The sequence below is a fragment of the Pseudomonas sp. PS02302 genome, from assembly GCF_029959585.1.
Taxonomy (GTDB): Bacteria; Pseudomonadota; Gammaproteobacteria; order Pseudomonadales; family Pseudomonadaceae; genus Chryseomonas; species Chryseomonas aestiva.
The window spans coordinates 40,221-64,229 of record NZ_JASCON010000024.1; the positions used below are offsets into that span (position 1 = coordinate 40,221).

Below are 24,009 nucleotides of genomic sequence, written 5' to 3' on the forward strand. Positions count from 1 at the left end.
CGGGGGCGTACCCCTGCTAGGGCTGCTTGTCGTGCGGATCGAAGATCTGCACGGACGGACTCAGCTGCTTGACCTCGCCCCTGGGCGCATCGCCCTCGGGACGAGGCGGCGCCTCGACCACCTCGTCGTCGTCATCGGTCCGGTTCGGGCCGACGCGCACGTAGTGGAAGAAGCCGGCCAGCACCGCCGCGCCCATGGCGAACAGCGCCAGGGGTTTGGTGAAGCCCTTCCAGAGGCCCACGGTGGGGCTGATGGTCGGGTCCTTGGGCAGGTGGTTATACAGCTGCGGCTGGTCGGCATGGTGCAGCACGTACATGACGTGGGTGCCCCCTACCCCAACCGGGTCGTACAGACCGGCGTTCTCGTAGCCGCGGCTCTTGAGATCGACGATGCGCTCGGCGGCGTGCTCCTTCATGGCGTCCTTGGTGCCGAAGACGATGGCGCCGGTCGGGCAGGTCTTCACGCAGGCCGGCTCCAGGCCGACCCCGACCCGGTCCGAACACAGCGAGCACTTGTAGGCCTTGTTGTCCTTCTTCGAGATCCGCGGGATATCGAAGGGGCAACCGGCGATGCAGTAGCCGCAACCGATGCAGTGGTCCTGGTTGAAGTCGACGATGCCGTTGGCGTACTTGACGATCGCCCCCGGACTCGGACAGGCCTTCAGGCAACCCGGCTCGGCGCAGTGCATGCAGCCGTCCTTGCGGATCAGCCACTCCAGCTTGCCGGCCTCGTCCTCGTGCTCGGTGAAACGCATCAGCGTCCAGGAGTCCGCGGTGAGATCCGCCGGGTTGTCGTAGGTACCGTGGGTGTGGCCCACCTCATCGCGCAACTCGTTCCATTCCGAACAGGCGACCTGGCAGGCCTTGCAGCCGATGCACTTGGACACATCGATCAGCTTGGCCACTTCCGCCTGGGTGCGCACCGAGGTGTAAGCCGTGGTGGTCGCGGAGCGGGCATAGATATCTTGGCTTGCCATCACGCTTTCTCCACGTTGACGAGGAACGACTTGAACTCAGGCGTCTGGGTGTTCCCGTCACCCACGAAAGGGGTCAGGGTGTTGGCCAGATAACCCATCCGCGCCACACCGGAGAACCCCCAGTGGATGGGGATGCCGACGTGGTGCACCGTCTCGCCGTTGACCTGCAGCGGACGGATCCGCTTGGTCACCACCGCCTTACAGACGATGTGGCCGCGCTTGGAGGTGACGCGCACCAGATCACCCGCGGCGATACCCTTCTGCTTGGCCAGCACCTCGCCGATCTCGACGAACTGCTCCGGCTGGATGATGGCGTTGAGGCGGCAGTGCTTGCTCCAGTAGTGGAAGTGCTCGGTCAGGCGGTAGGTGGTGGCCGCATAGGGGAAGTCCTTGCGATCGCCGAAGTCCGCCCAGTCGTCCTTGAGCACCCGCGCTGCCGGGCTGTTGAGCGCCTTGCGGTTGTTGGGGTGCAGCGGGTTGACACCGATGGGCGTCTCGAACGGCTCGTAGTGTTCCGGGAAGGGCCCCTCGGCCATCTTGTCCAGGGCGAAGAAGCGCGCCACCCCCTCCGGGTTCATGATGAAGGGACTCATGCCGTCGGCCGGCTTGGCGTCGATCTTGAAGTCGGGCACATCGGTGCCGCCCCACTTCTGCGCCTTGTCGTTCCACCACACCAGCTTCTTGCTCGGGTCCCAGGGCTTGCCCTGGAGATCCGAGGAGGCGCGGTTGTAGAGGATGCGTCTGTTGTTCGGCCACGACCAGGCCCAACCCAGGGTCTGCCCCATGTGGAAGGGATCGCTGTTGTCGCGCCGCGCCATCTGGTTGCCCTGCTCGGTCCAGGCACCGCAGAAGATCCAGCAACCCGACGCCGTGCTGCCGTCGTCCATCAGCTGGCCGAAACCGGCGAGTTGCTGACCGGCCTTGGCCGAGACCGCGCCCTTGGCATCCAGGACATCGGTGACCGCGTAGCCGTTGTACTCCTTGGCCAGCTCCTCGGGGGCCGGCTCCTCCGGCTTGGCGTAGGGCCAGGACAGCCCCAGGATCGGATCGGGGAAGGCCCCGCCCTCCTTCGCATAGGCCTCGCGCAGCTTGAGGAACAGCTCGGACATGATGGCGATGTCGCTGCGCCCTTCGCCGGGTGCCTCGGCGCCCTTGTAGTGCCACTGCAGCCAGCGGCTGGAGTTGACCAGGGAGCCGTCTTCCTCGGCGAAGCAGGTGGTGGGCAGGCGGAACACCTCGGTCTGGATCTCGGCGGTGTTCACATCGTTGTGATCGCCATGGTTGCGCCAGAATTCGGAGGTCTCGGTGGCCAGCGGGTCCATGATCACCAGCCACTTGAGCTTGGACAGCCCACGCAGGATCTTGCCCTTGTTGGGGAAGGCGGCGATGGGGTTGAAGCCCTGGCAGACATAGCCGTTGACCTGGCCCTTGCCCATCATGTCGAAGTAGCGCAGCACGTCGTAGCCGGCGCCGGTGACATCGACCTTGGGCAACCAGTGATAGCACCAGTCGTTGTCCTTGGTGGCCTTGTCGCCGTACCAGGCCTTCATCAGGCTGACGTGAAACTTGCCGTAGTTCTGCCAGTAGCTCATCTGCCCCGGACGCAGCGGTTTGCTGGCGCGGCGGGCGATGAAGGCGTTGTAGTCCTGCTCGCCGTCGCCGCCGATGGTCAGGTAGCCGGGCAGCTGGATCGACAGCAGGCCCAGGTCGGTGAGGCCCTGGATGTTGGAGTGACCGCGCAGGGCGTTCATGCCGCCACCCGGCAGGCCGATGTTGCCCAGCAGCAGCTGAACCATGGCGCCGCAGCGGATGATCTGCGCCCCGATGGAGTGCTGGGTCCAGCCCAGGGCATAGAGGATGGTCATGACGCGACCGGGCGCCGAGGTCTCGGCGATCTCGGCCCAGACCTTCTGGATCGCGTCGGTCGGCGTGCCACAGGTCTGGCTGGCCACTTCCAGGGTGTAGCGGCTGTAGTGCTGCTTCATCAACTGGAAGACGCAACGCGGATCCTGCAGGGTCGGATCGATCTTGACGAAGCCGTCGTCACCGATCTGATAGCCCCAGTTCACCTTGTCGGTGTAGGTGCGCTTCTCGGCGTCATAGCCGTTGTACAGGCCGTCCTCGAAGGTAAAGCCTTCCTTCACCAGGAAGCCGGCGTCGGTGTAGTTGCGGACGTACTCCTGCTGGATCTTGTCGTGGGTGATCAGGTAGTTGATCAGCCCGCCGAGGAAGGCGATGTCGCTGCCGGTCCGGATCGGCGCGTAATAGTCGGCGACCGAGGCGGAACGGGTGAAACGCGGATCGACCACGATCAGCCGGGCGTTGTTGTGCGCCTTGGCCTCGGTGACCCATTTGAAGCCGCACGGATGGGCTTCAGCGGCATTGCCGCCCATGATGAGGACGAGATTGGCGTTCTTGATGTCGCTCCAATGATTCGTCATCGCACCACGGCCAAACGTCGGGGCAAGACCTGCCACCGTCGGGCCGTGTCAGACGCGCGCCTGGTTGTCGAAGGCCAGCAGGCCCAGACTCCGTGCGATCTTCTGCGTCAGATAACCGGTTTCATTGGAGGACGCCGAGGCGGCCAGGAAGCCCGTGGTCAACCAGCGATTGACCGTCTGGCCCTGATCGTTGGTGGCGATGAAGTTGGCGTCGCGGTCTTCCTTCATCAGGGTGGCGATGCGCCCGAGCGCCTCGTCCCAGCTGATGCGGGTCCACTCGTTGCTGCCGGGCTTGCGGACTTCAGGGTACTTGAGGCGATTGGGGCTGTGGATGAAATCCAGCAGGCCGGCGCCCTTGGGGCAGAGGGTGCCGCGGTTGACCGGATGGTCGGCGTCGCCCTCGATGTGAATGATGTTCTGGGCCACGTTCTTGGCCCGGTCGCCCATGCTGTACATGATCAGGCCGCAGCCGACCGAGCAATAGGGACAGGTATTACGGGTTTCCACGGTGTGCGCCAGTTTGAAATGGCGCACCTGGTCGGCAAAGGCGGCTGTGGGAGCCATGCCTAACGCCGCCAGGCTGGATCCCGCAAGGCCGACTCCAGCGACCTTGAAGAATTGCCGACGGTTCATATCCACGATTCTTATCCTCGTTCAGGCTGGGTCCGGTACATGGCCGAACCCTGCACAGAGAGTAACCCAACCTTCCGACTTATCGAGCGCTCGGCTGTTGTCGCCGATCAATGGAAGTCGGCCTTCCGTCCCCTGATCCGAGGCGGCCTGAGGAATGGCCTGGGATCTCGCTCCACCGGGTACCCTCCCGTTGGCAGCGGATCATCGCCGGCCAGCCGCCGCTCAGCCAGCGGGCACGCAAGGCCAGGACCTGGCGAAAGGTATCCAGTAGAGCGGTCCGGCGAGCCTGTCGATTCGGCAGCACCGAAAAGTCATGCTAAGCTCGCTAACTTTCCTCGCGATGCCTGCGGACCCCCTCATTATGTCCAAGCGCCTGCCAACGCCGCCATAGCACCACCCCTCCCCTGGTAACCGCCCCTGCGGCCAGTACCCGTCTCCTGCTGCTTGTCGTCTCTTCGCGATCGCGCCCCCGCCGCGCTGTCGCCCGTTCTGGATACGCCATGAAAAGTGTCTCTCCCCGCGCCGACATCCTGGCCGGTCTCACCACGTCCTTCGCGCTGGTGCCCGAATGCATCGCCTTCGCCCTGGTTGCCCATCTCAATCCGCTGATGGGGCTGTATGGCGCCTTCTTCATCTGTACCCTTACCGCCCTCTTCGGTGGCCGCCCCGGCATGGTCTCCGGCGCCGCCGGCTCCATGGCGGTGGTCATCATCGCCCTGGTGGTGCAGCACGGCGTGCAGTACCTGCTGGCCACGGTGGTGCTCGGCGGCCTGCTGATGATCGGCTTCGGCCTCTTGCGCCTGGGCAAGCTGATCCGCATGGTGCCGCACCCGGTCATGCTGGGGTTCGTCAACGGCCTGGCCATCGTCATCGCCCTGGCCCAGCTGGAGCACTTCAAGCAGGGCGAGACCTGGCTCAGCGGTACCTCGCTGTACCTGATGATCGGCCTGACCGCCGCGACCATGGCCATCATCTGGCTGCTGCCGCGACTGACCCGCGCCGTGCCGCCGGCCCTGGCCGCCATTCTCGGCGTGGGCTTGGCGGTGCATTTCCTCGACCTGCCCACCCGCACCCTGGGCGACATGGCCCACATCGCCGGCGGCCTGCCGCAACTGGCGCTGCCCGACATCCCCTGGAGTCTGGAAACGCTGCAGATCATCCTGCCCTATGCGGTGCTGATGGCCCTGGTCGGCCTGCTGGAGACCCTGCTGACCCTGAATCTCACCGACGAGATCACCGAGACCCGCGGCCTGCCCAATCGCGAGTGCGTGGCCCTGGGCGCGGCCAACCTGGCCTCGGGACTGTTCGGCGGCATGGGCGGTTGCGCCATGATCGGCCAGACCATGATCAACCTGAGCTCGGGTGGCCGTGGCCGGCTGTCGGGGGTGGTCGCCGGCGTGCTGATGCTGCTGTTCGTGCTGTTTCTCTCGCCGCTGATCGAGCGCATTCCGCTGGCGGCCCTGGTGGGCACCATGTTCGTGGTCGCCCAGCAGACCTTCGCCTGGGCCTCGTTGCGGGTGCTGCACCGGGTGCCGCGCAGCGACATGCTGATGATCATTGCCGTCACCGTGATCACCGTCTTCGCCGACCTGGCCACCGCGGTGCTCTGCGGCATCGTCCTCGCCGCGCTCAACTTCGCCTGGCAGCACGCCCGGCGCCTTTACGCCGACAGCCATCTGGAAGCCGACGGCAGCAAGAGGTACCAGGTGCACGGCACCCTGTTCTTCGCCTCCACCGCCACCTTTTTGAACCAGTTCGATCCGGCCGGCGACCCCGCCAGGGTCGTGGTGGACTGCCGTCATCTGAGCTTCGTCGACTACTCCGCCGTGGCCGCGCTGCATACCCTGCACGAACGCTATGCCAAGGCCGGCAAGCGGGTACGGGTGCTGCACCTGTCCCAACGCTGCAAGCAGCTGCTGCGTCGCGGCGGCATGACGGACGACCTCGCCCTCGGCGATTGAACCCGCAACGGCGCGCCCGGGTCTCTCCCAGCAATGTCCTGCTCCTGGAGACCCGCGGCCATGTCCAAGATCCTCGCCTGCCTCGACGGCTCGGCCGTCAGCGCCGCCGTCTGCGACTTCGCCGCCTGGGCCGGCACCACCCTGGATGCCCCGCTCACCCTGCTGCATGTGCTGGATCAGCGCCGCTTTCCACGGCCGGGCCAGGCTACATCGCCCCTGCTGGTCAACCGCGAACACCTGCTGACCGAGCTGGCGGCCCTGGATGCCCAGCGCGGCACCCTGGCGGAAGACCAGGGTCGGCTGTTGCTCGATGCGGCCCAGCTGCGGGTGGAGGAGCAACAGGCGCGCTGCGCCGGGGCCGTGCTGCAGCACGGTGACCTGATAGGTTCGCTGGAAAGTCTGCAGGAGGATTTCGACCTCATCGTGCTGGGCCGCCAGGGCGAGGACAGCCCGCCCAAGCGGCTGATCGGCCGCCACCTGGAAAGCGCCATCCGCCTCCTGCATCGCCCGCTGCTGGTGGCCGGCCACCTGTTCGTCAAACCCGGTGGCGTGCTGCTGGCCTATGACGACAGCAACAGCGCGCGCAAGGCGGTGACCTGGGTCGCTAACTGCCGGCTGTTCGACGGCCTGGCCTGCCACCTGGTGACCGTCGGCCGCGACCGCGAAGAACGCCGCGCCGCCCTCGCCCGCGCCGCCGACGAACTCAGGGCCCGGGGCCGCGCGGTCACCACCGCCATCACCGACGGCGATGTGGAACTGGGCCTGGAGCGCTATCGCAAGCAGCACGGCCTGGAGCTGGTGGTGATGGGTGCCTTCGGCCACTCGCGCCTGCGCCACTTCTTCATGGGCAGCAACACCCGCAACATGCTCGAAGCCGCCGGCAGCGCGCTGATCGTGGTGCGCTAGCCCAGGCCATGCGCCGCCTAGAAATCCACCCGCCCGCGACTGGCCTTGAGGCCGCTGCGGCGCGACTTGCCTTCCAGGCGGCGCTGCTTGGAGCCATAGGTGGGCTTGGTCGGACGCCGCGGCTTTTCCTGGACATTGGCCGTGGCGATCAGCGTGGCCAGGCGCTCCAGGGCATCGGCGCGATTCTGCTCCTGGGTGCGGTATTGCTGCGCCTTGATCACCACTACGCCGTCGCGGCTGATGCGCCCGTCGCGCAGGGCCAGCAGCCGCTCCTTGAGCGCTTCCGGCAGCGACGACGCCTGGATGTCGAATCTCAGGTGGACGGCGCTGGAGACCTTGTTGACGTTCTGCCCACCCGCACCCTGGGCGCGAACCGCGGTGAGCTGGATTTCCTGCTCGGGCAGCGTCAGACGCTCGTCGATGACCAGACTCACGCCAGGTGCGCGCCGCGGCTGAGCCAGGCGTCCAGCAGCGGTTCCAGTTCGGCCAGCGGCTGGTAGCCGTTGGTGACCAGCGCCAGCTGACCATCACGCTCGGCCAGCAGCGTGGGGAAGCCGGCGATACCCAGATTCAAGGCCCAGTCGAAGTCGGCCTGGGTCGCCTGGTGCGCCGGCTCGCCGTCGAACAGCGGCGCGAATTCGATGCGCGGCAGGCCACAGGCTTCGGCCAGCTCCACCAGCAGCGCCGGCTGGGTAACGTCGCGGGCCTCGATATAGAAGGCCCGCTGGATACGCTTGGCCAGTGGCCAGACGGCTTCCTCGTCGAGCTGGCGGGCGGCGACCAGGGCACGGCAGGCGGGCTCGGTGTCGTACACCAGGCCTTCCGGCGGGCCCTGGTCCAGGGCGAAGGGCTGGCCGGTGGTCTCCTGCACCGCCTGCCAGTAGGCCAGGGTGCGCACCCGGCTGGCGGTGTCCTGGGCCACCCGCTCGCGACGCAGGCCGCCCACCACCAGATGCAGCGGAATGCCCTGGGCGGCCGCCCGCTCGGCCAGGCGCTCGACCACCGGCGCGAAGCCCCAGCACCAGGAGCACATGGGGTCCATCACATAGAGCAGGCGACCGGGCATCCTAGACCTCCTCGGGGTTGGGCATGGCGTTCAGCCGCGGATCGCGGCCGATGGGATGGGGTTCGTTGCGCAGGCGCGCCAGCTCGATCTGCTTCTGCCGCTCGCGGGCGCCGGCGCGGGTCTTTTCCGACAGCGAATCCCAGCAGTGCGGGCAGCTGATGCCGGGGCTGTAATGCGCTGACTGCATGTCTTCCGGCGAGACCGGCGTGCGGCAGGCATGGCACTGGTCGTAGACCCCTTCGGCGAGATCATGGGTCACGGTCACCCGGTTGTCGAAGACGAAGCACTCGCCTTCCCAGCGCGACTCGGCCGCGGGCACCTCTTCGAGGTACTTGAGGATGCCGCCCTTGAGGTGGAAGACCTCGGGAAAGCCTTCCTGCAGCATGAAGCTCGACGCCTTCTCGCAGCGGATGCCGCCGGTGCAGAACATGGCGACCTTCCTGTGCCGAGCCGGATCGAAGTGCTCGCGGATATAGGCCGGGAAATCCCGAAAGCTCTTGGTCTGGGGATCGATGGCACCCTTGAAGCTGCCGATGCCCACCTCGTAGTCGTTGCGGGTGTCGATCACCAGCACCTCGGGATCGTCCACCAGGGCGTTCCAGTCCCGGGGTTCGACATAGGTACCCACGCGATGGTTGGGATCGACGCCGGGTACGCCCAGGGTGACGATCTCCTTCTTCAGCTTGACCTTGGTGCGATAGAAGGGCTGCTCGGCGCAGTAGGATTCCTTGTGGTCGATGTCCACCAGGCGCGCATCGGCGCGCAGCCAGGCCAGTACCGCATCGATGCCTTCGCGGCTACCGGAGACGGTGCCATTGATGCCTTCCTCGGCCAGCAGCAGGGTGCCCCTGACGTCGTTCGCCAGCAGGATCTGCAGCAGGGGTTCACGCAATTGAACGTAGTCGTCCAGGGTGACGAACTTGTACAAGGCCGCCACGACAATCTTGTCGGTCATCTTCGGGTTCCCAGGGGTCGCCCTCGCAAAGGGCGGACCGGTTAGAACCTGTTCATAACCTGCTGCGCGTCGGCCAAACTGCGTTGAAAAGGTCCTGGAAGGCCAGCCCCGTCGGAATGCTCATTTACCACTCGTAAACTCGAGCGCGAGTCCGATCCGCTTCCTCAGCCCTTTTCGCTTTGTTTGTCTCTAGCTCGCGAGGTCGTGAAACAGGTTCTTTGACGAAAAAGCCGGCAAGGATGCCGGCGCCGATCAAATTTTAACCAATACGGACTGCCGCTGAACAGGGCTCGCCGGGGTCAACCCGCCAGGTCGTGCGTGCTGCCGCCGCGGCAGGTGGGCGAATCCGGTGCCTGGCCCTGGGCCGCCCACTCTTCGGGGGTATAGGTGTGCAACGCCAGGGCATGGAACTGCCCCATGAGTTCGCCCAGGGTGCCGTAGACCTTCTGGTGGCGCTTCACCGCGTTGAGGCCGGCGAAATGTTCGCTGACCACCACAGCCTTGTAGTGAGTCTCCTGGCCGCGGCTGTGCATGTGGCTTTCGTCCAGCACCTCCAGGTGCTCGGGTTGCAACAGGCCCAGGCTGGACTGGATACGTTCGCGCATGCTCATGGGGATACCTCGACTGTGAGAACCCCTAGTCTAACGGGCTGGCGCCCGGCTCGGAATCATTCCGGTCGGCCCACCAACGACGAAGCCCGGAACAAGTCCGGGCTTCGTGGCAAAGGCTGGAGTCAGCGCTTGGCGGGCGGCGGTGCGTTCTCGGCACCGGCCGGCGGCTTCACGCCCAGCTCCTTGTCCATCTCGGCGAGGATGCCGTTGACCTTGGGTACCGCCTGCTCCAGCTTGGCCTGGGTCAGCTGGGCGGACTGCGCCGACAGGCGCGGCAGGGTCGCGATCATCTTCTTGCCCAGATCGGACTGGTAGAACTTGATCAGGCCTTCCAGCTCGTCTTCGGTGAAGTTGTCGGTGTACAGCTTGACCATCTCGGGCTTGATCTTTTCCCAGCCGATGGTGCTGTCCAGCGCCTGGTTGGCGCGGGCGGTGTAGCTTTCCAGCACGGCTTTCTTGGCCGGCGACTTGGCCTGCTCGAAGTGCTGGGCGAAGAGCTGCTGGACCTGGGCGTAGACCGGCGTGGTCAGCTTGTCGGCGTTGGCCAGCTTGAGAAAGCGCTCCGCGTCGGCCGCGTGGCTCTTGGCATCGGCCAGGGCGAAGCTGCTGGCGCTGGCGAGCACAACGACGGCGCCAAGCGTACGGAGGGTCTTCTTCATGGGCATCCTTCAGGAGACTGAAAATGGACGGCGAGTGTGCCACAGAGCGGCTGAACCTGGCCTGAACTTATCGAAGACGGTCGACTACTTGAGAACACTTCCCATTTGGGAACCCTGGCGCTAACCTGCTGCCCAACTTGATTGGACCCACACCTTATAAGCGGAGACCGCCATGAGCCGTACCGAAACCGATAGCATCGGCCCCATCGAAGTAGCCGACGACGTCTACTGGGGCGCCCAGACCCAGAGGTCGCTGGAAAACTTCGCCATCGGCAACCAGCAGATGCCGCTGGCGGTGGTGCATGCCCTGGCGACGGTGAAGAAGGCGGCCGCGCGGGTCAACCTGCGTCTTGGCGAGTTGCCGGAAGACGTCGCCACCCTGATCGAAAAGGCCAGCAGCGAGATCCTCGACGGCTTCCACGACGACCAGTTTCCCCTGGTGGTCTGGCAGACCGGCAGCGGCACCCAGAGCAACATGAACGTCAACGAGGTCATCGCCGGACGCAGCAACGAACTGGCCGGCAATGGCATGGGCGGCAAGCAGCCGGTCCATCCCAATGACCACGTCAATCGTGGCCAGAGCTCCAACGACTGCTTCCCCACCGCCATGCACATCGCCACCGCCCTGGCAGTGCAGAACGACCTGCTGCCGGCCATCGCCGAGCTGTCCGGCGGCCTGGCGCTGCAATCGGCGCGCTACCAGAACCTGGTCAAGACCGGCCGCACCCATATGATGGACGCCACCCCGGTGACCTTCGGCCAGGAGCTGTCGGCCTTTGTCGCCCAGCTGGACCTGGCCGAGCGCGCCATCCGCAATGCCCTGCCGGCGGTCCTGGAACTGGCCCAGGGCGGCACCGCCGTGGGCACCGGCCTCAATGCGCCCAAGGGCTTCGACGAAGCCATCGCCAAGGAAATCGCCGAACTTACCGGCCTGCCCTTCGTTACCGCGCCGAACAAGTTCGCCGCCCTCGCCGGCCATGAACCGCTGGTGGCCCTGCACGGCGGTCTCAAGACCCTGGCCGTGGCGCTGATGAAGATCGCCAACGACCTGCGCCTGCTGGGTTCCGGCCCGCGCGCGGGCTTCGCCGAGGTAAAGCTGCCGGCCAACGAGCCGGGCAGTTCCATCATGCCGGGCAAGGTCAACCCGACCCAGTGCGAGGCGCTGTCGATGCTGGCCTGCCAGGTGATCGGCAATGACGTCACCGTCGGTTTCGCCGCCAGCCAAGGCCATCTGCAGCTCAATGTCTACAAGCCGGTGATCGCCCACAACGTGCTGGAATCCATCCGTCTGCTGGCCGATGGCAGTCGCAACTTCAACACCCATTGCGTCACCGGCATGGAGCCGGACGAGCACAAGATGGCCGAACATCTGGAACAGGGGCTGATGCTGGTGACGGCGCTCAATCCACACATCGGCTACGACAAGGCCGCCGAGATCGCCAAGAAGGCCTACGGCGAGAACAAGACCCTGCGCGCCGCCGCGCTGGAGCTCGGCTATCTGACCGATGCGCAGTTCGACGAGTGGGTCCGTCCGGAAACCATGCTGGAAGCCGGTGGCCGTGGCTGAGGCTCGCGGCGCCACGCCGCTGGAAGGGGATGGCCGGCGCCTGCTGGTCATCCAGGGCAATCCCAAGCGCACCAGTTTCTGCCAGTCGCTGGCCGACGCCTACGTCCAGGGCGCCCAGGCCACTGGCCAGGTGGTGCGCCAGCTGAAGCTGGCCGAGGCCCAGTTCGATCCAGTGCTGCGGGAAGGCTACGACCTCTCGCAGCCCCTGGAGCCGGATCTGCTGGAAGCCCAGCGGCAGATCCACTGGGCCGAGCACCTGGTGTTCATCTATCCGGTGTGGTGGAACGGCCTGCCGGCGGTACTGGCGGGTTTTCTCGAACGCGTCCTGCAACCGGGCTTCGCCTTCGCCCAGCGTGACCAGACCTGGGGCGGCGAGCCCCTGCTGACCGGGCGCAGCGCCGAGTTGCTGGTCACCTCCGACACCCCACCCTCCCCCTGGCAGCGCCTGCGTAACCAGGCGCCCCATCGCCAGGGCATCCAGGAAGGCCTCGAAGCCTGCGGCATCCAGGTGCTGCAGGTCCACGAGTACTCGCCGGTGCGAGCGGCGGACGAGGAACAGCGGCTGCGCTGGTTGCAGGAAGTGGAGCGGTTGGGGCGGAACGAATAGTCCAGCCTTGGTAGGTTGGGTTGAGCGCCAGCGAAGCCCAACAGCACTTCGACATTGGCCCTGTTGGGCTTCGACGGTGGAGCCGTCTCAGCCCAACCTACCGCTCTACCGCGGCCAACCCGCGACCCAAGCTCCAGGCATAACCAAAGCGCCTTTTATTCTTTCTCCTGCGGATCATCCATCGGCACTATCGGCTCTCCCTTTCGTCCGCGGAGCTCCGCCATGACCCGCTATCTCATCCTTCCTGGCTGGCAAGGTTCCGGCCCCGATCACTGGCAGACCCACTGGCAGCGGCTGCTGCCTGACGCCCATCGCGTCGAGCAGGACGACTGGCAGCGCCCCGATCCGCAGCACTGGATCGCCGCGCTCGACAGAGCCATCGTCCAAGCCAGTGCCCCGGTGGTGCTGATCGCCCATAGCCTGGGCTGCGTGACCGTCGCCCGTTGGGCGGCCAGTGCCCCGGTGGCCCGCCGGCAGCGGGTGCTGGCGGCCTTGCTGGTGGCGCCGGCCGACGTCGAGCGCCCGGATTGTCCGGCGGAACTCCAGGGTTTCGCGCCCTTGCCGCGGCAGCCACTGCCCTTCCCTTCCAGGATAGTGACCTCAGACAACGATCACGCCATCAGTCTCGCCCGGGCCGAAGCCCTGGCCCAGGCCTGGGGCAGCGACCTGGACATCCTCCCGGGTGCCGGCCATATCAACACCCGCTCCGGGCATCGGCAGTGGGAAGAAGGTCTGCTGCACTTGACCAAGTTGGGGACCGCCCAGGGCCTCCGGGTGGCCTGATCCCTGCCCTTCCAAATCTTTCACAATGCCCCGGTCCCAGGCGCTTCCCTGGCTCAGCCGGGGCGTTGGCGTTTTTGCCCTGGGCAGCGGCTTACCTTCTCGAGCCTGGAAAACGTCGGGCTTCGCTGCGCTCAACCCAACCTACGCCCCACGTGACACCCCGTAGGTTGGGCTAAGCGCAGCGCAGCCCAACAGACAACGAAAAAACCCGCCACCAGGGCGGGTTTCCTCACCACCAAAGCCGCATCACAGCTTGGCGATGGACACCTCGGTGGATTTGACGAAGGCGATCACCTCGCTGCCCACCACCAGTTCCAGCTCCTTGACCGAGCGAGTGGTGATGACGGAGGTGACGATACCGGCGGCGGTCTGGACGTCGATCTCGGAGAGCACCGAGCCCTCGATGATTTCCTTGATGGTGCCCTTGAACTGGTTGCGAACGTTGATGGCCTTGATGGTCATGGCAGAACTCCTCGGATGAGCGATCAGTAGGCCCAGCGCAGTTGCGTGGGCAGGGGTTGCACGATTTCGGGTAGATCGGGATTGAGCGGCTGCTGCAGCACCCGGGCCAGCACCTCGGCTTCCAGCCGGGCCAGCTGGGCATCGCCGGCGGCCCGGGGGCGCGCCAGGTTGACGTCGAGATCCAGGCCGACGTGGCCGTCTTCGATGAGCACCACCCGGTCGGCCAGGGCCACCGCCTCGCCCACGTCGTGGGTGACCAGCAGCACGGTGAAGCCGTGGCGCTGCCAGAGGCCTTCGATGAGTTGCTGCATCTCGATGCGGGTCAGGGCATCCAGGGCACCCAGTGGCTCGTCCAGCAGCAGCAGGCGCGGTTGATGGATCAGGGCGCGGGCCAGGGCCACGCGCTGCTTCTGGCCGCCGGAGAGCGCCGAGGGCCATTCGTGGGCGCGATCGGCCAGGCCGACCGCCGCCAGGGCTTCCAGGGCGCGCGGCTTCCAGTCGCCCCTGAGGCCCAGGCCGACGTTATCGATGATGCGTTTCCAGGGCAGCAGGCGCGCGTCCTGGAACATCAGCCGGGTGTCTTCGCGGTGCTCCGCCAGGGGCTCGTCCTGCCCCAGCAGGGTGCCGCCACTGGCGCGGTCGAGACCGGCCACCAGGCGCAGCAGGGTGCTCTTGCCGCAGCCACTGCGGCCCACCACGGCGACGAACTGGCCAGCCGGGATCTGCAGGTCGATCCCATGGAGCACGGTGCGCTCGCCAAAGGTCTTGACCACCTGTTGCAGCTTGAGGGCGATGCCGCGCGAGAGCGGCGGAACGGCTTGCAGACTGGTCATGCGTGGGCTCCCTTCTGATAGGCCGGGTGCCAGCGCAGCCAGGCACGTTCCAGGCCGCGGGCGGCGAGATCCGCCAGCTTGCCGAGGATGGCGTAGAGCAGGATGGCCAGCACCACGATGTCGGTTTGCAGGAATTCCCGGGCGTTCATCGCCAGGTAGCCGATACCGGAGCTGGCGGAAATGGTCTCGGCGACGATCAGCGTCAGCCACATCAGGCCGAGGGCGAAGCGCACCCCCACCAGGATGGCCGGCAAGGCGCCCGGCAGTACCACGTGCCAGAACAGCCGTGCCCCGGAGAGGCCGTAGCTGCGGGCCATCTCCACCAGCGCCGGATCGACGTTGCGGATGCCGTGGTAGGTGTTGAGGTAGATGGGAAAGAACACCCCCAGGGCCACCAGGAACAACTTGGCCGACTCGTCGATGCCGAACCAGAGGATCACCAGCGGGATCAGCGCCAGGTGCGGCACGTTGCGCACCATCTGCAGGGTGCTGTCGAGCAGCCGCTCGCCCCATTTCGACAGCCCGGTGATGAAGCCCAGCGCCAGGCCGATGCTGCCGCCGATGGCGAAGCCGATGCCGGCGCGCCAGCCGCTGATGGCCAGGTGTTGCCAGAGCTCGCCGCTCTTGACCAGACTCCAGCCCGCTGCCAGCACCGCCGCCGGCGACGGCAGGATGCGACTGGACAGCAGGCCGCTGCTGACCGCCAGCTGCCAGGCGACGATCAGGGCCACCGGCACCACCCAGGGCGCCAGGCGCTGCAGTTGACGTTCGATCGTGCTGTTCATGCCCGCCTCCCTCAGCTCTGCGCCGCTTTCTGCGGCAGGATGTCGTTGGCCACCATCTCGCCGAAGGGACTCACGTAGTTGGCGCCTTCGACCTGGGTCGGCCGCTTGACCGGCAGGTGCGGGAACAGCAGTTCGGCCACCCGATAGGATTCTTCGAGGTGCGGATAGCCGGAGAAGATGAAGGTGTCGATGCCCAGGGCGGCATATTCCTTGACCCGCGCGGCCACGGTGGGACCGTCGCCGACCAGCGCGGTCCCGGCCCCGCCACGCACCAGGCCGACACCGGCCCAGAGGTTGGGCGCGATCTCCAGCTTGTCGCGACGGCCCCCGTGCAGGGCCGCCATGCGCTGCTGGCCGACGGAGTCGAAGCGGGCGAAGGCGGCCTGGGCCTTCTCGATGGTGGCGTCGTCCAGGTTGGCGATCAGCCGGTCGGCGGCCCGCCAGGCCTCTTCATTGGTCTCGCGGACGATCACGTGCAGGCGGATGCCGAAGCGCACCGTGCGGCCCTGGGCGGCGGCCTTGGCCTTGACCGCCTCGATCTTCTCGCGCACCGCGTTCAGGGGTTCGCCCCAGGTCAGGTAGAGCTCCACCTGCTCGGCGGCGAGGTCCTGGGCGGCATCGGAGGAGCCGCCGAAATACAGCGGCGGGCGCGGTTGCTGCAGCGGCGGATAGAGCAGCTTGGCGCCCTTGACCTGGATGTGCTTGCCGTCGTAGTCCACCGTCTCGCCTTCCAGCACGCGACGCCAGATGCGGGTGAATTCCACCGAGGCTTCGTATCTTTCGCTGTGGGACAGGTGCAGGCCGTCACCGGCCAGTTCGTCCGGATCGCCACCGGTGACCAGGTTGAACAGCGCCCGGCCGCCGGAAAGGCGATCCAGGGTGGCCGCCTGCCGCGCCGCCACGGTGGGCGAGATGATCCCGGGGCGCAGGGCCACCAGGAACTTGAGTTTCTGGGTGACCGGGATCAGCGAGGCGGCCACCAGCCAGGAATCCTCGCAACTGCGGCCGGTCGGGATCAGCACCCCGCCGAAGCCCAGGCGGTCGGCGGCCTGGGCGACCTGGGTCAGGTAGCCGTGGTCGACGGCGCGGGCGCCTTCGGCGGTACCCAGGTAGTGGCCATCGCCGTGGGTCGGCAGGAACCAGAAGATATCGAGACTCATGGGGCTTTCTCCAGCAGGCGAAATCAGGGTTTGGCGGCAGCGGTCTGCAGACTGGCGGGCGGGGTCCACACCACGTCACGGATCGTCAGCGGCTTGGGAATCAACTTGAGGGCGGTGAAGGCGTCGGCGATCTTCTGCTGTTGCGCGGCGACCTCGGGACTGATGAAGCGGGCGCCATAGCCCTGGCGCCTGACCACCCGCTCGGCGGTGTCCAGCGGCAGATTCAGCAGGGGCGCCACCTGGGCGGCGACCTGGTCCGGGTGGGCCTTGGCCCACTCGCCCACCGAGCGCACCTCGTCGACGATGGCGCCGACCTGTTCGGGATGGGCCTTGGCGAAGCTGCGGGTGGCCAGATAGAACTGGTGGTTGTCGGCCAGGCCGGTGGCATCGGTCAGGGTGCGCGCCTGCAACTGGGTCTCGGCGGCGGCCTGGTAGGGATCCCAGATCACCCAGGCATCCACCGCGCCGCGCTCGAAGGCGGCGCGGGCATCGGCGGGCGGCAGGTAGACCGGCTGGATGTCCTGGTAGGGGATGCCGGCCTTGGCCAGTGCCTGCAGCAGCAGGTAGTGGACGTTGGAGCCCTTGTTCAGGGCGATCTTCTTGCCCTTGAGATCGGCCAGCGAACGGATCGGCGAATCCTTGGGCACCAGGATGGCCTCGCTGGTGGGCGCCGGCGGCTCATGGGCCACATAGACCAGATCGGCGCCGGCGGCCTGGGCGAACACCGGCGGTGTCTCCCCGGTCACGCCGAAGTCGATGCTGCCGACGTTGAGGCCTTCCAGCAGCTGCGGGCCGCCGGGGAATTCGGTCCACTGCACCTTGACGCCGTCCTTGGCCAGGCGCTGCTCCAGGGTGCCGCGTGCCTTGAGGGTGATCAGGGTGCCGTACTTCTGGTAGCCGATGCGTACCGTCTCTTCCGCCTGGGCCAGGCCGGCGGCCAGGGTCAGCAGGGAAACGGCGAGCAGCGAACGCGTGAAGGAGAACTGCATGACTAAGGCTCCTGGTCAGATGCCCCAGCGCGCCTGGCCGATGCGATCGGCCAGCAGCTCGGGGGTCAGGGGTTGGGGACGCCGCACCAGGGCCGCGTGAAATTGTTCGAGGGATTCGTGCAGGCGCTGCTCCAGCGCCGGGGTCAGGGCGACCCCGGTCTCGGTGTAGCTGACCTGGCTGTCGTCGGCGAAGACGCCGTTGAGGATTTCCTGGGCCTTGAGCGCCGAGAGCACCGGCTTCAGCGCGTAGTCGATGGCCAGCAGATGACCGCTGGAGCCGGCGGTGGCCAGGGGCAGCACCACCTTGAGTGCCAAGGCGCGCTCGGGCAGCAGGTCCAGCAGCGTCTTGAGGGCGCCGGCCAGGGAAGCCTTGTAGACCGGGGTGGCGATCACCAGGCCATCGGCGGCCTGCAGCTGGGCGATCAGTTCCACCACTGGCGGGCTGTCGAAACGGGCGCCGATGAGGTCGGCGGCGGGAAAGTCCTGGATGCGCCAGCGGGACAGTTCCACACCACGCCCCTGCAGCCAGTTCGCTGCCAGATCCAGCACGCCGCTGGAGCGCGAGCGCGCTGCCGGACTGCCTGCCAAAGTCACCACCTGCATCGCCGTCTCCTGGAGAAAAAAGAGCGGTGTCGCGCCGCTCGAAAAAGGAATGAGCGGACCTTAGCAGCGGGTGTTTATTCCCTAAAAATACCTTTTCGGCACTTGGTTATAACCAGAAAAACAAAACCCCGGCCTGAGCCGGGGTCGGGTTGTCGCAGGAAATTTCAGCGATTGGGCTGGGGCGTCAGGCGCAGATAGGGTTTCACCGCGGTGTAGCCCTTGGGGAAACGCCGCTTGAGTTCTTCCTCGTCCTTGAGCGATGGCACGATGACCACGTCGTCGCCATCCTTCCAGTTACCCGGGGTCGCCACCTTGTGGTTGTCGGTGAGCTGCAGGGAGTCGATGACCCGCAGGATCTCGTCGAAGTTGCGTCCGGTGCTGGCCGGATAGGTGATCGACAGCCGTACCTTCTTTTGCGGATCGATGACGAACAGCGAACGCACCGTGAGGGTGTCGTTGGCGTTGGGGTGAATCATGTCGTAGAGGGTCGAGACGCTGCGGTCGGCGTCGGCCAGGATCGGAAAGCCCACGGCGGTGGCCTGGGTTTCCTCAATGTCCTTGATCCAGCCCTGGTGCGATTCCAGACCGTCCACCGAGAGGGCGATCACCTTGACGTCGCGCTTGGCGAATTCGTCCTTGAGCTTGGCGGTAAGGCCCAGTTCGGTGGTGCAGACCGGGGTGAAGTCGGCCGGATGGGAGAACAGTACGCCCCAGCTGTCGCCCAGCCACTCGTGGAAGCGGATGCGACCCAGGCTGGAGTCCTGTTCGAAATCGGGGGCGATGTCGCCCAGACGGATGGTCATTGGCAGTTCTCCTGATGCAGGTAGGGATAGCGGCACTATGCCGCCCACCAGAGCGGGCGGGAAAGATCGGATCACGCTGTGGTTATAACGCGAAAGCCGACCCGGCCTGGGCCATTCCCCGGCCGCGATGCCACCTGCCGCGTGATCACCCTCACAATTTCGTCGCGCTTTTTCCACCCGGGCGCAGCGGCCGCTAGGGTGCTACACCTAAGGAAGATCGACGGACCGCAATTCGCACCGAGCGGGGCAACCCGCAGCGCTCGTCATGGTCTGTTGGCAAGACGAGGAGGAGATTCTCATGTTCGGCAAACGCAATGACGACCCCGGTGCCAGCACCCATTTCCGAAGCGAGCGCGTCAGCGTGGTCAACGGCCAATTCTTCTTCACCACCCGCGAAGGCACCCTGGAAGGCCCCTTCTTCAGCCGCGAGGAAGCCCTCAACCAGATCGACCGCTATGTCGAGCGGCTGCAGACCTCTCAGGGTCTGATGCGCCAATCCGTCAGCAACGTCTGACCGCCTGCGCTCGATCCTTTAGACTGCGCGCCCTGAATTCCAGGCCGCGCCGCTCATGACCGACTTCCAGCACGCCCAGCTCGACTGGGACGCCTCCGGGCAACCGCTCTCCCGCACCTATGGCGATGTCTTCTTTTCCCGCGCCAGCGGCCTGGAAGAGACGCGCTACGTCTTCCTGCAGCAGAATCGCCTGGCCGAACGCTTCGCCGCGCTGGCGGCCGGAGAAGTCTTCACCATAGGCGAGACGGGCTTTGGCACCGGCCTCAACTTCCTCTGCGCCTGGCAACTCTTCGCCACCCTGGCGCCCAGGGCTGCGCGCCTGCATTTCGTCAGCGTCGAGCGCTTCCCCCTGACCGCTGCCGATCTCGCCCAGGCGCTGAACCTCTGGCCGGAGCTCGCCCCCTACAGCGCGGCGCTGCAACGGCAGTACCGGGCCATCCATCCGGGCTTCCAGCGCCTGATCCTGGATGACGGGCGCGTCACCCTGACCCTGCTGGTTGGCGATGTGCTGGAGCGCCTGCCCGAACTGGATGCCCGTTGCGATGCCTGGTTCCTGGACGGCTTCGCCCCGGCCAAGAATCCCGAGATGTGGACGCCCGCGCTGTTCGCCGAACTGGCGCGGCTGTCCCACGCCGGTACCACCCTGGCGACCTTCACCTGTGCCGGCTTCGTCCGCCGTGGCCTCAACGAGGCCGGTTTCGCCATGGCCAAGGTGCCCGGCTTCGGCCACAAGCGGGAAATGCTGGCTGGCGTCTTGGAACGCCCGGTGATCCCTGCCGCCGTGCCCTGGTATGCCCGCCCATCGCGCCCCCAGGGCCCGCGCACCGCGCTGGTCATAGGCGCCGGCCTGGCCGGTTGCGCCACCGCGGCCAGTCTCGCGCGTCGCGGCTGGCAGGTCAGGGTCGTCGAGCGCCACGGGGCGCCCGCCCAGGAAGCCTCCGGCAATCCCCAGGGGGTGCTCTATCTCAAACTGTCGGCCCATGACACCCCGCTCAGTCGGCTGATCCTCGATGGCTTCGGCCTGACCCTGCGCGAACTGCAGGCCCTGCCAACGGGCGCTGCCTGGTCACCCTGCGGAGTGCTGCAACTGGCGCTGACGGACAAGGACGCCCAGCGGCAGGCGCAATTGGCGGCACACTTCCCCGCCGATCTGCTGCAACCGCTGGATAGGGAAGCCGCCAGCAACAGGGCCGGCATCGGTCTGACGGCCGGTGGCCTGTTCTTTCCGGAAGGGGGCTGGGTGCATCCGCCCGCCCTGTGCGCGCACTGGCTGACCCATCCGAATATCGAGCTGGTCACCCATACCGAGGTGACCGCCCTGCAACAAACCGAGCACGGCTGGCAGGCACTCACCCAGGGTGAGTCACTGGCGGCGACGGTGGTCGTGGTGGCCAGTGCCGCCCAGGCCAGGACGCTGCTGCCTGAGCTGCCGCTCAAGGCAATCCGTGGACAGTTGTCCGCGCTGCCGGAAACCCCGGACAGCCAGGCGCTGGCGACCGCGGTCTGCGGCGAAGGCTATCTTGCTCCGGCGCGGGAGGGTCGGCACTGCCTGGGCGCCAGCTTCGTCTTCGACCGGGACGACACCGAACCCAGCCAGGCGGAACACCAGAGCAATCTGCAGCTGCTCGCCGAGCTGTCGCCCGCGTTGGCCGCCGGCTACGACGCCGAAACGCTGGAAGGCCGGGTGGCCTTTCGCTGCACCTCGCCGGACTATCTGCCCCTGGTCGGCCCGGTCGCGGATGAAGCCATCTTCGCCCAGCACTACCAGGCGCTGGCCTACGATGCCCGCCAGGTGCCCGAGCAGGCGGCGCCCTGGCGCACGGGCCTCTATGTGAATCTGGCGCACGGCTCACGCGGCCTGGTCACCACCCCGCTGGCCGCCGAACTGCTGGCGGCCTGGCTGGAAGACGAACCCCTGCCGGTGGCCCGACGGGTGGCCGAAGCCTGCCACCCCACGCGCTTTCCGCTGCGCCGGCTGATCCGCGGCGGCTAGATGATCGCCAGCGGCGTCTTGCTTTGCGGCGGCGGGAAGGCGCCGTCGAGCAGGGCGAAGTCTTCGTCGCCCAAGCGCAGATCCAGCGCCCGCGCGTTCTCTTCGAGATGGCCGGCATCGCCCGCCTTGGGAATGGCGATCACGCCCGGCTGACGCAGCACCCAGGCCAGGGCGATTTGCGCCGGGGTGGCCTGATGCCGCTCGGCCAGGGTAGCCAGGGCCGGGTGCCGCAAGAGATCGCCGCCCTGCCCCAGCGGACAATAGGCCATCACCGGCAGCTGCTGACGCTGGCTCCAGGGCAGCAGGTCATGCTCGATGCCGCGCTGTTCCAGGTTGTAGAGCACCTGGTTGGCGCTGCAGCGATCGTCGTTCAATTCGAGCATGTCGCTGGTGTCGAGATTGGATACGCCCCAGTGGCGGATCTTGCCTTCGTCGCGCAGCTTCTCCAGCGCCATGACCGTCTCGATCAGCGGCACCTGGCCGCGCCAGTGCAGCAGATAGAGGTCGATGACATCGGTGCCCAGGCGCTTCAGGCTGCGTTCACAGGCCAGGGGCACGCCGGCCTCGGTGGCATTCTTCGGATAAAACTTGCTCACCAAGAACACCTCGTCCCGCCGCCTGGCGATGGCCTCGCCAACCAGTTCCTCGGCGCGGCCTTCGCCGTACATCTCGGCGGTGTCGATCAGGGTGAGGCCCAGGTCCAGGCCCTGGCGCAAGGCGCTGACCTCCTGGCGATGCAGGTCGGCGTTCTCGCCCATGCGCCAGGTTCCCTGGCCCAGCGCCGGAACGGTAGTGCCATCGGGCAAACGAACGGTTTGAGCGGTATTCATGGACGCGTCCTTCTCTTGGGTGTGGACATTGGAACGCCAGCGCGACGCCGATTCTCCCGGTCATCCGCCAAACGGCAGCCAACGCCTTCCCACAGGCCCTGCGACCTGACGTCGCACTGGTAAAGTACGCCTATAAGGATTCCAAGAATAACCACCAGGACCTGCCATGAAATCGTCGATCCTGGGCCTGTGCGCCCTGCTCTCCGCTGCCCTGCCCATGACGTCCAGCTACGCTGACGTCATTACCCTGAGGTTTTCCCATGTGGTGGCACCGGAGACCCCCAAGGGCAAGGGCGCTCAGCTGTTCCAGCAACTGGTGGCGCAGCGCCTCGCCGGACAGGTCCAGCTGGAGGTGATGCCCAGCGCCACGGTCTTCACCGATGCCAACGAACTCCAGGCGCTGCAGGACGGCAAGGTCGACATCCTGGCGCCGGCGATCAGCAAGCTCACCGAACTCAGTCCCAAGCTCAAGCTGTTCGACCTGCCCTTCCTGTTCGAGAGTCGCGCGGCCCTCGATCACTTCCAGGCCCGACCCAGTGGTCGCCAATTGCTGCACAGTCTGGAGCCGGCCGGCATCATCGGCCTGGCCTACTGGCCCAACGGCCTCAAGCAGCTGGCGGCGCGCAAGCCCTTGCGCGAACCCAGTGATGCCAAGGGGCTGGTGTTCCGCATCCAGAATTCCGACGTCCTGCAGAGCCAGTTCGAGGCCCTCGGCGCCACGACGGTCAGGCTGCCCTTCAACCAGACCCTGCAGGCGCTCACCTTGGGCACCGTCAATGCCACCGAAAACACCTGGTCCAACTACTGGAGCCAGCGCCTCGATCAGCAGCAGCGCTATTTCACCGAAAGCAATCACGGCGCCCTGGACTACATGCTGATCGTCAAGGCGGATCGCTGGCGTACCCTGCCCTTCGCCGTACGCAGCACCCTGGAGGAAATCATCGACCAGGTGACCTTCGAGGTGAAGAAGCAATCCGAGGCGGAAAATCAGCGCGATCGCGCGCGCATCGCCGCCGCGGGCGGCAGCGAGATCATCACCCTCACCCCCGAGCAGCGGACCCGCTGGCGCGAGGCCATGCGCCCGGTGTGGCAGCGCTACGAAGGCGAGCTCGGCGCCTCCCTGCTCAAGGCCGCCGAGACCTCGAACTAGAAGCGCTGTTGCGGCGGTACGGCCCAGCGGCGCAAGGGCAGGTTGCCCGGCTCGCGGCACTGCAGATCGCGAAAGGGCCCCGCGACCCGGACCCAGCCCGCCCCCGGCGGCGTCTGGGTACAGAACTCCTGGCCATCCGTGTTGCTGCGCCAGCGCCAGTAGGCCGCCGGCTCGGCGAAGGCGTGGGTACCCAGCAGCCCCAGCAGGGCGATTGCCAGGCACCTGCCGGCGGCCCGCCGGAACCTCTCGCGCGATAAGCATGTCGGTTTGAAGGTAGTCCCCTCGAATTCGCACAGGATCTTCGCCATGCCGCTGTCCGTCTTGCGTAGCAAACCCACCCTCCTCGCCCTGGCCCTGGTTGGCGCCGGTCTCGCCCTGACCGGCTGCGCCCGCGATCCGGAAAAACGCTCGCTGGGTGCCGAAGCGGTCAGCAATGCCAAGAGCATGGCGCGTACCGATGCCGACATGCAGAAGGTGCTCGACAGGTACGCCAGCTTCGATCCCAAGGCTGTGGAAAAACTCACCGCCCAGCAGGCCCGTAAGCAGCCTACCATCGCCGATGCGGTCAAGGGTGTCCTGCAGGACGAAGGTCGTCCCACCCAGCCCGAGGCCCTGGTGCCCGGCGTGACCAGCGTCGACCGCGCCGTCGACGGCGCCGCCGGGGTATTGCCCGCCCCGATCTAAACCCCCCAACGCCAGGGTCCCTTCCCCGTCATCCAGTA

Annotated in this window: 25 protein-coding genes; 9 read left to right on the forward strand and 16 right to left on the reverse strand. The window is 66.6% G+C overall.

Going from position 1 to position 24,009, the window contains the following annotated elements; all coding sequences use genetic code 11:
• Window positions 1–16: 16 nt before the first annotated feature.
• On the reverse strand, window positions 17–976 hold the full coding sequence (gene fdxH / locus QMX82_RS10480; RefSeq protein WP_133862816.1) for a formate dehydrogenase subunit beta: 960 nt from the start codon (window positions 974–976) through the stop codon (window positions 17–19).
• Window positions 976–4,056, reverse strand: coding sequence for a formate dehydrogenase-N subunit alpha (gene fdnG / locus QMX82_RS10485; RefSeq protein WP_208692329.1), 3,081 nt, complete (start codon window positions 4,054–4,056; stop codon window positions 976–978). The genes fdxH and fdnG overlap by 1 nt, the downstream gene beginning before the upstream one ends.
• Window positions 4,057–4,550: 494 nt before the next feature.
• On the opposite strand from fdnG, the gene QMX82_RS10490 reads away from it, so the two are divergent.
• Window positions 4,551–6,011: a SulP family inorganic anion transporter gene (locus QMX82_RS10490; protein WP_208692330.1), complete on the forward strand. Its 1,461-nt coding sequence runs from the start codon at window positions 4,551–4,553 to the stop codon at window positions 6,009–6,011.
• 60 nt (window positions 6,012–6,071) lie between these two features.
• The gene (locus QMX82_RS10495) at window positions 6,072–6,917 is read left to right on the forward strand and encodes a universal stress protein (RefSeq protein WP_208692331.1); all 846 of its coding nucleotides are present in this window, start codon (window positions 6,072–6,074) and stop codon (window positions 6,915–6,917) included.
• A 17-nt stretch (window positions 6,918–6,934) separates the two neighbouring features.
• Here the strand turns inward: QMX82_RS10495 and arfB are convergent, their stop codons facing one another.
• From arfB to QMX82_RS10520, 5 genes are all read right to left on the reverse strand, one after another.
• Window positions 6,935–7,345 carry an alternative ribosome rescue aminoacyl-tRNA hydrolase ArfB gene (gene arfB, locus QMX82_RS10500; protein WP_133862845.1) on the reverse strand — a complete coding sequence of 137 codons (411 nt, stop codon included), beginning with the start codon at window positions 7,343–7,345 and terminating at the stop codon, window positions 6,935–6,937.
• Between the two features lie 2 nt (window positions 7,346–7,347).
• Window positions 7,348–7,983, reverse strand: coding sequence for a DsbA family protein (locus tag QMX82_RS10505; protein ID WP_282283088.1), 636 nt, complete (start codon window positions 7,981–7,983; stop codon window positions 7,348–7,350).
• A gap of 1 nt (window position 7,984) precedes the next feature.
• Complete coding sequence (gene trhO / locus QMX82_RS10510; protein WP_282283090.1) at window positions 7,985–8,938, reverse strand: oxygen-dependent tRNA uridine(34) hydroxylase TrhO; 954 nt, start codon at window positions 8,936–8,938, stop codon at window positions 7,985–7,987.
• Between the two features lie 299 nt (window positions 8,939–9,237).
• The gene (locus QMX82_RS10515; RefSeq protein WP_282283092.1) at window positions 9,238–9,549 is read right to left on the reverse strand and encodes a BolA family protein; all 312 of its coding nucleotides are present in this window, start codon (window positions 9,547–9,549) and stop codon (window positions 9,238–9,240) included.
• A gap of 122 nt (window positions 9,550–9,671) precedes the next feature.
• A complete protein-coding gene (locus tag QMX82_RS10520; protein ID WP_133862822.1) occupies window positions 9,672–10,208 on the reverse strand; it encodes a DUF2059 domain-containing protein in 537 nt (178 codons plus the stop codon).
• Window positions 10,209–10,380: 172 nt separating this feature from the next.
• Here QMX82_RS10520 and QMX82_RS10525 point away from each other — a divergent pair, with 172 nt between their 5' ends.
• The 3 genes from QMX82_RS10525 (at window position 10,381) to QMX82_RS10535 (ending at window position 13,165) form a co-directional block, all read left to right on the forward strand.
• The gene (locus QMX82_RS10525) at window positions 10,381–11,775 is read left to right on the forward strand and encodes a class II fumarate hydratase (RefSeq protein WP_133862823.1); all 1,395 of its coding nucleotides are present in this window, start codon (window positions 10,381–10,383) and stop codon (window positions 11,773–11,775) included.
• Entirely contained in the window at window positions 11,762–12,382 is a 621-nt protein-coding gene (locus QMX82_RS10530) for an NAD(P)H-dependent oxidoreductase (protein WP_208692335.1), read from the forward strand. Before QMX82_RS10525 ends, QMX82_RS10530 begins: the two co-directional genes overlap by 14 nt.
• Window positions 12,383–12,604: 222 nt before the next feature.
• Window positions 12,605–13,165, forward strand: coding sequence for an RBBP9/YdeN family alpha/beta hydrolase (locus QMX82_RS10535; RefSeq protein ID WP_282283098.1), 561 nt, complete (start codon window positions 12,605–12,607; stop codon window positions 13,163–13,165).
• A gap of 246 nt (window positions 13,166–13,411) precedes the next feature.
• Here QMX82_RS10535 and QMX82_RS10540 read toward each other — a convergent pair whose 3' ends face one another.
• From QMX82_RS10540 to QMX82_RS10570, 7 genes are all read right to left on the reverse strand, one after another.
• Entirely contained in the window at window positions 13,412–13,627 is a 216-nt protein-coding gene (locus tag QMX82_RS10540) for a TOBE domain-containing protein (protein WP_010795839.1), read from the reverse strand.
• Between the two features lie 23 nt (window positions 13,628–13,650).
• Window positions 13,651–14,460, reverse strand: coding sequence for an aliphatic sulfonates ABC transporter ATP-binding protein (ssuB, locus tag QMX82_RS10545; protein ID WP_282283125.1), 810 nt, complete (start codon window positions 14,458–14,460; stop codon window positions 13,651–13,653).
• Window positions 14,457–15,245 carry an aliphatic sulfonate ABC transporter permease SsuC gene (gene ssuC / locus QMX82_RS10550; RefSeq protein WP_133862827.1) on the reverse strand — a complete coding sequence of 263 codons (789 nt, stop codon included), beginning with the start codon at window positions 15,243–15,245 and terminating at the stop codon, window positions 14,457–14,459. The genes ssuB and ssuC overlap by 4 nt, the downstream gene beginning before the upstream one ends.
• Window positions 15,246–15,256: 11 nt before the next feature.
• The gene (gene ssuD / locus QMX82_RS10555) at window positions 15,257–16,405 is read right to left on the reverse strand and encodes an FMNH2-dependent alkanesulfonate monooxygenase (RefSeq protein WP_282283128.1); all 1,149 of its coding nucleotides are present in this window, start codon (window positions 16,403–16,405) and stop codon (window positions 15,257–15,259) included.
• A gap of 23 nt (window positions 16,406–16,428) precedes the next feature.
• On the reverse strand, window positions 16,429–17,394 hold the full coding sequence (locus tag QMX82_RS10560; protein WP_282283130.1) for a sulfonate ABC transporter substrate-binding protein: 966 nt from the start codon (window positions 17,392–17,394) through the stop codon (window positions 16,429–16,431).
• A gap of 15 nt (window positions 17,395–17,409) precedes the next feature.
• Window positions 17,410–17,997 (reverse strand): NADPH-dependent FMN reductase, encoded by a 588-nt coding sequence (ssuE, locus tag QMX82_RS10565; protein ID WP_208692342.1) that lies wholly within the window; start codon window positions 17,995–17,997, stop codon window positions 17,410–17,412.
• A 164-nt stretch (window positions 17,998–18,161) separates the two neighbouring features.
• The gene (locus tag QMX82_RS10570; RefSeq protein ID WP_027598409.1) at window positions 18,162–18,800 is read right to left on the reverse strand and encodes a peroxiredoxin; all 639 of its coding nucleotides are present in this window, start codon (window positions 18,798–18,800) and stop codon (window positions 18,162–18,164) included.
• Window positions 18,801–19,098: 298 nt separating this feature from the next.
• Here QMX82_RS10570 and QMX82_RS10575 point away from each other — a divergent pair, with 298 nt between their 5' ends.
• Window positions 19,099–19,314, forward strand: coding sequence for a DUF6316 family protein (locus QMX82_RS10575; RefSeq protein WP_132831703.1), 216 nt, complete (start codon window positions 19,099–19,101; stop codon window positions 19,312–19,314).
• 55 nt (window positions 19,315–19,369) lie between these two features.
• The gene (gene mnmC / locus QMX82_RS10580; protein WP_282283142.1) at window positions 19,370–21,307 is read left to right on the forward strand and encodes a bifunctional tRNA (5-methylaminomethyl-2-thiouridine)(34)-methyltransferase MnmD/FAD-dependent 5-carboxymethylaminomethyl-2-thiouridine(34) oxidoreductase MnmC; all 1,938 of its coding nucleotides are present in this window, start codon (window positions 19,370–19,372) and stop codon (window positions 21,305–21,307) included.
• Here mnmC and QMX82_RS10585 read toward each other — a convergent pair.
• Window positions 21,304–22,137 (reverse strand): aldo/keto reductase, encoded by an 834-nt coding sequence (locus QMX82_RS10585; RefSeq protein WP_282283143.1) that lies wholly within the window; start codon window positions 22,135–22,137, stop codon window positions 21,304–21,306. The genes mnmC and QMX82_RS10585 overlap by 4 nt on opposite strands.
• Window positions 22,138–22,303: 166 nt before the next feature.
• Here QMX82_RS10585 and QMX82_RS10590 point away from each other — a divergent pair, with 166 nt between their 5' ends.
• Window positions 22,304–23,287, forward strand: a complete 984-nt coding sequence (locus QMX82_RS10590; protein ID WP_282283145.1) for a DctP family TRAP transporter solute-binding subunit — start codon at window positions 22,304–22,306, stop codon at window positions 23,285–23,287.
• On the opposite strand, the gene QMX82_RS10595 is transcribed toward QMX82_RS10590, so the two are convergent.
• On the reverse strand, window positions 23,284–23,595 hold the full coding sequence (locus tag QMX82_RS10595) for a hypothetical protein (protein ID WP_442969381.1): 312 nt from the start codon (window positions 23,593–23,595) through the stop codon (window positions 23,284–23,286). The genes QMX82_RS10590 and QMX82_RS10595 overlap by 4 nt on opposite strands.
• On the opposite strand from QMX82_RS10595, the gene QMX82_RS10600 reads away from it, so the two are divergent.
• Entirely contained in the window at window positions 23,594–23,971 is a 378-nt protein-coding gene (locus tag QMX82_RS10600; RefSeq protein WP_282283147.1) for a hypothetical protein, read from the forward strand. The genes QMX82_RS10595 and QMX82_RS10600 overlap by 2 nt on opposite strands.
• The last annotated feature ends 38 nt before the right edge of the window (window positions 23,972–24,009 follow it).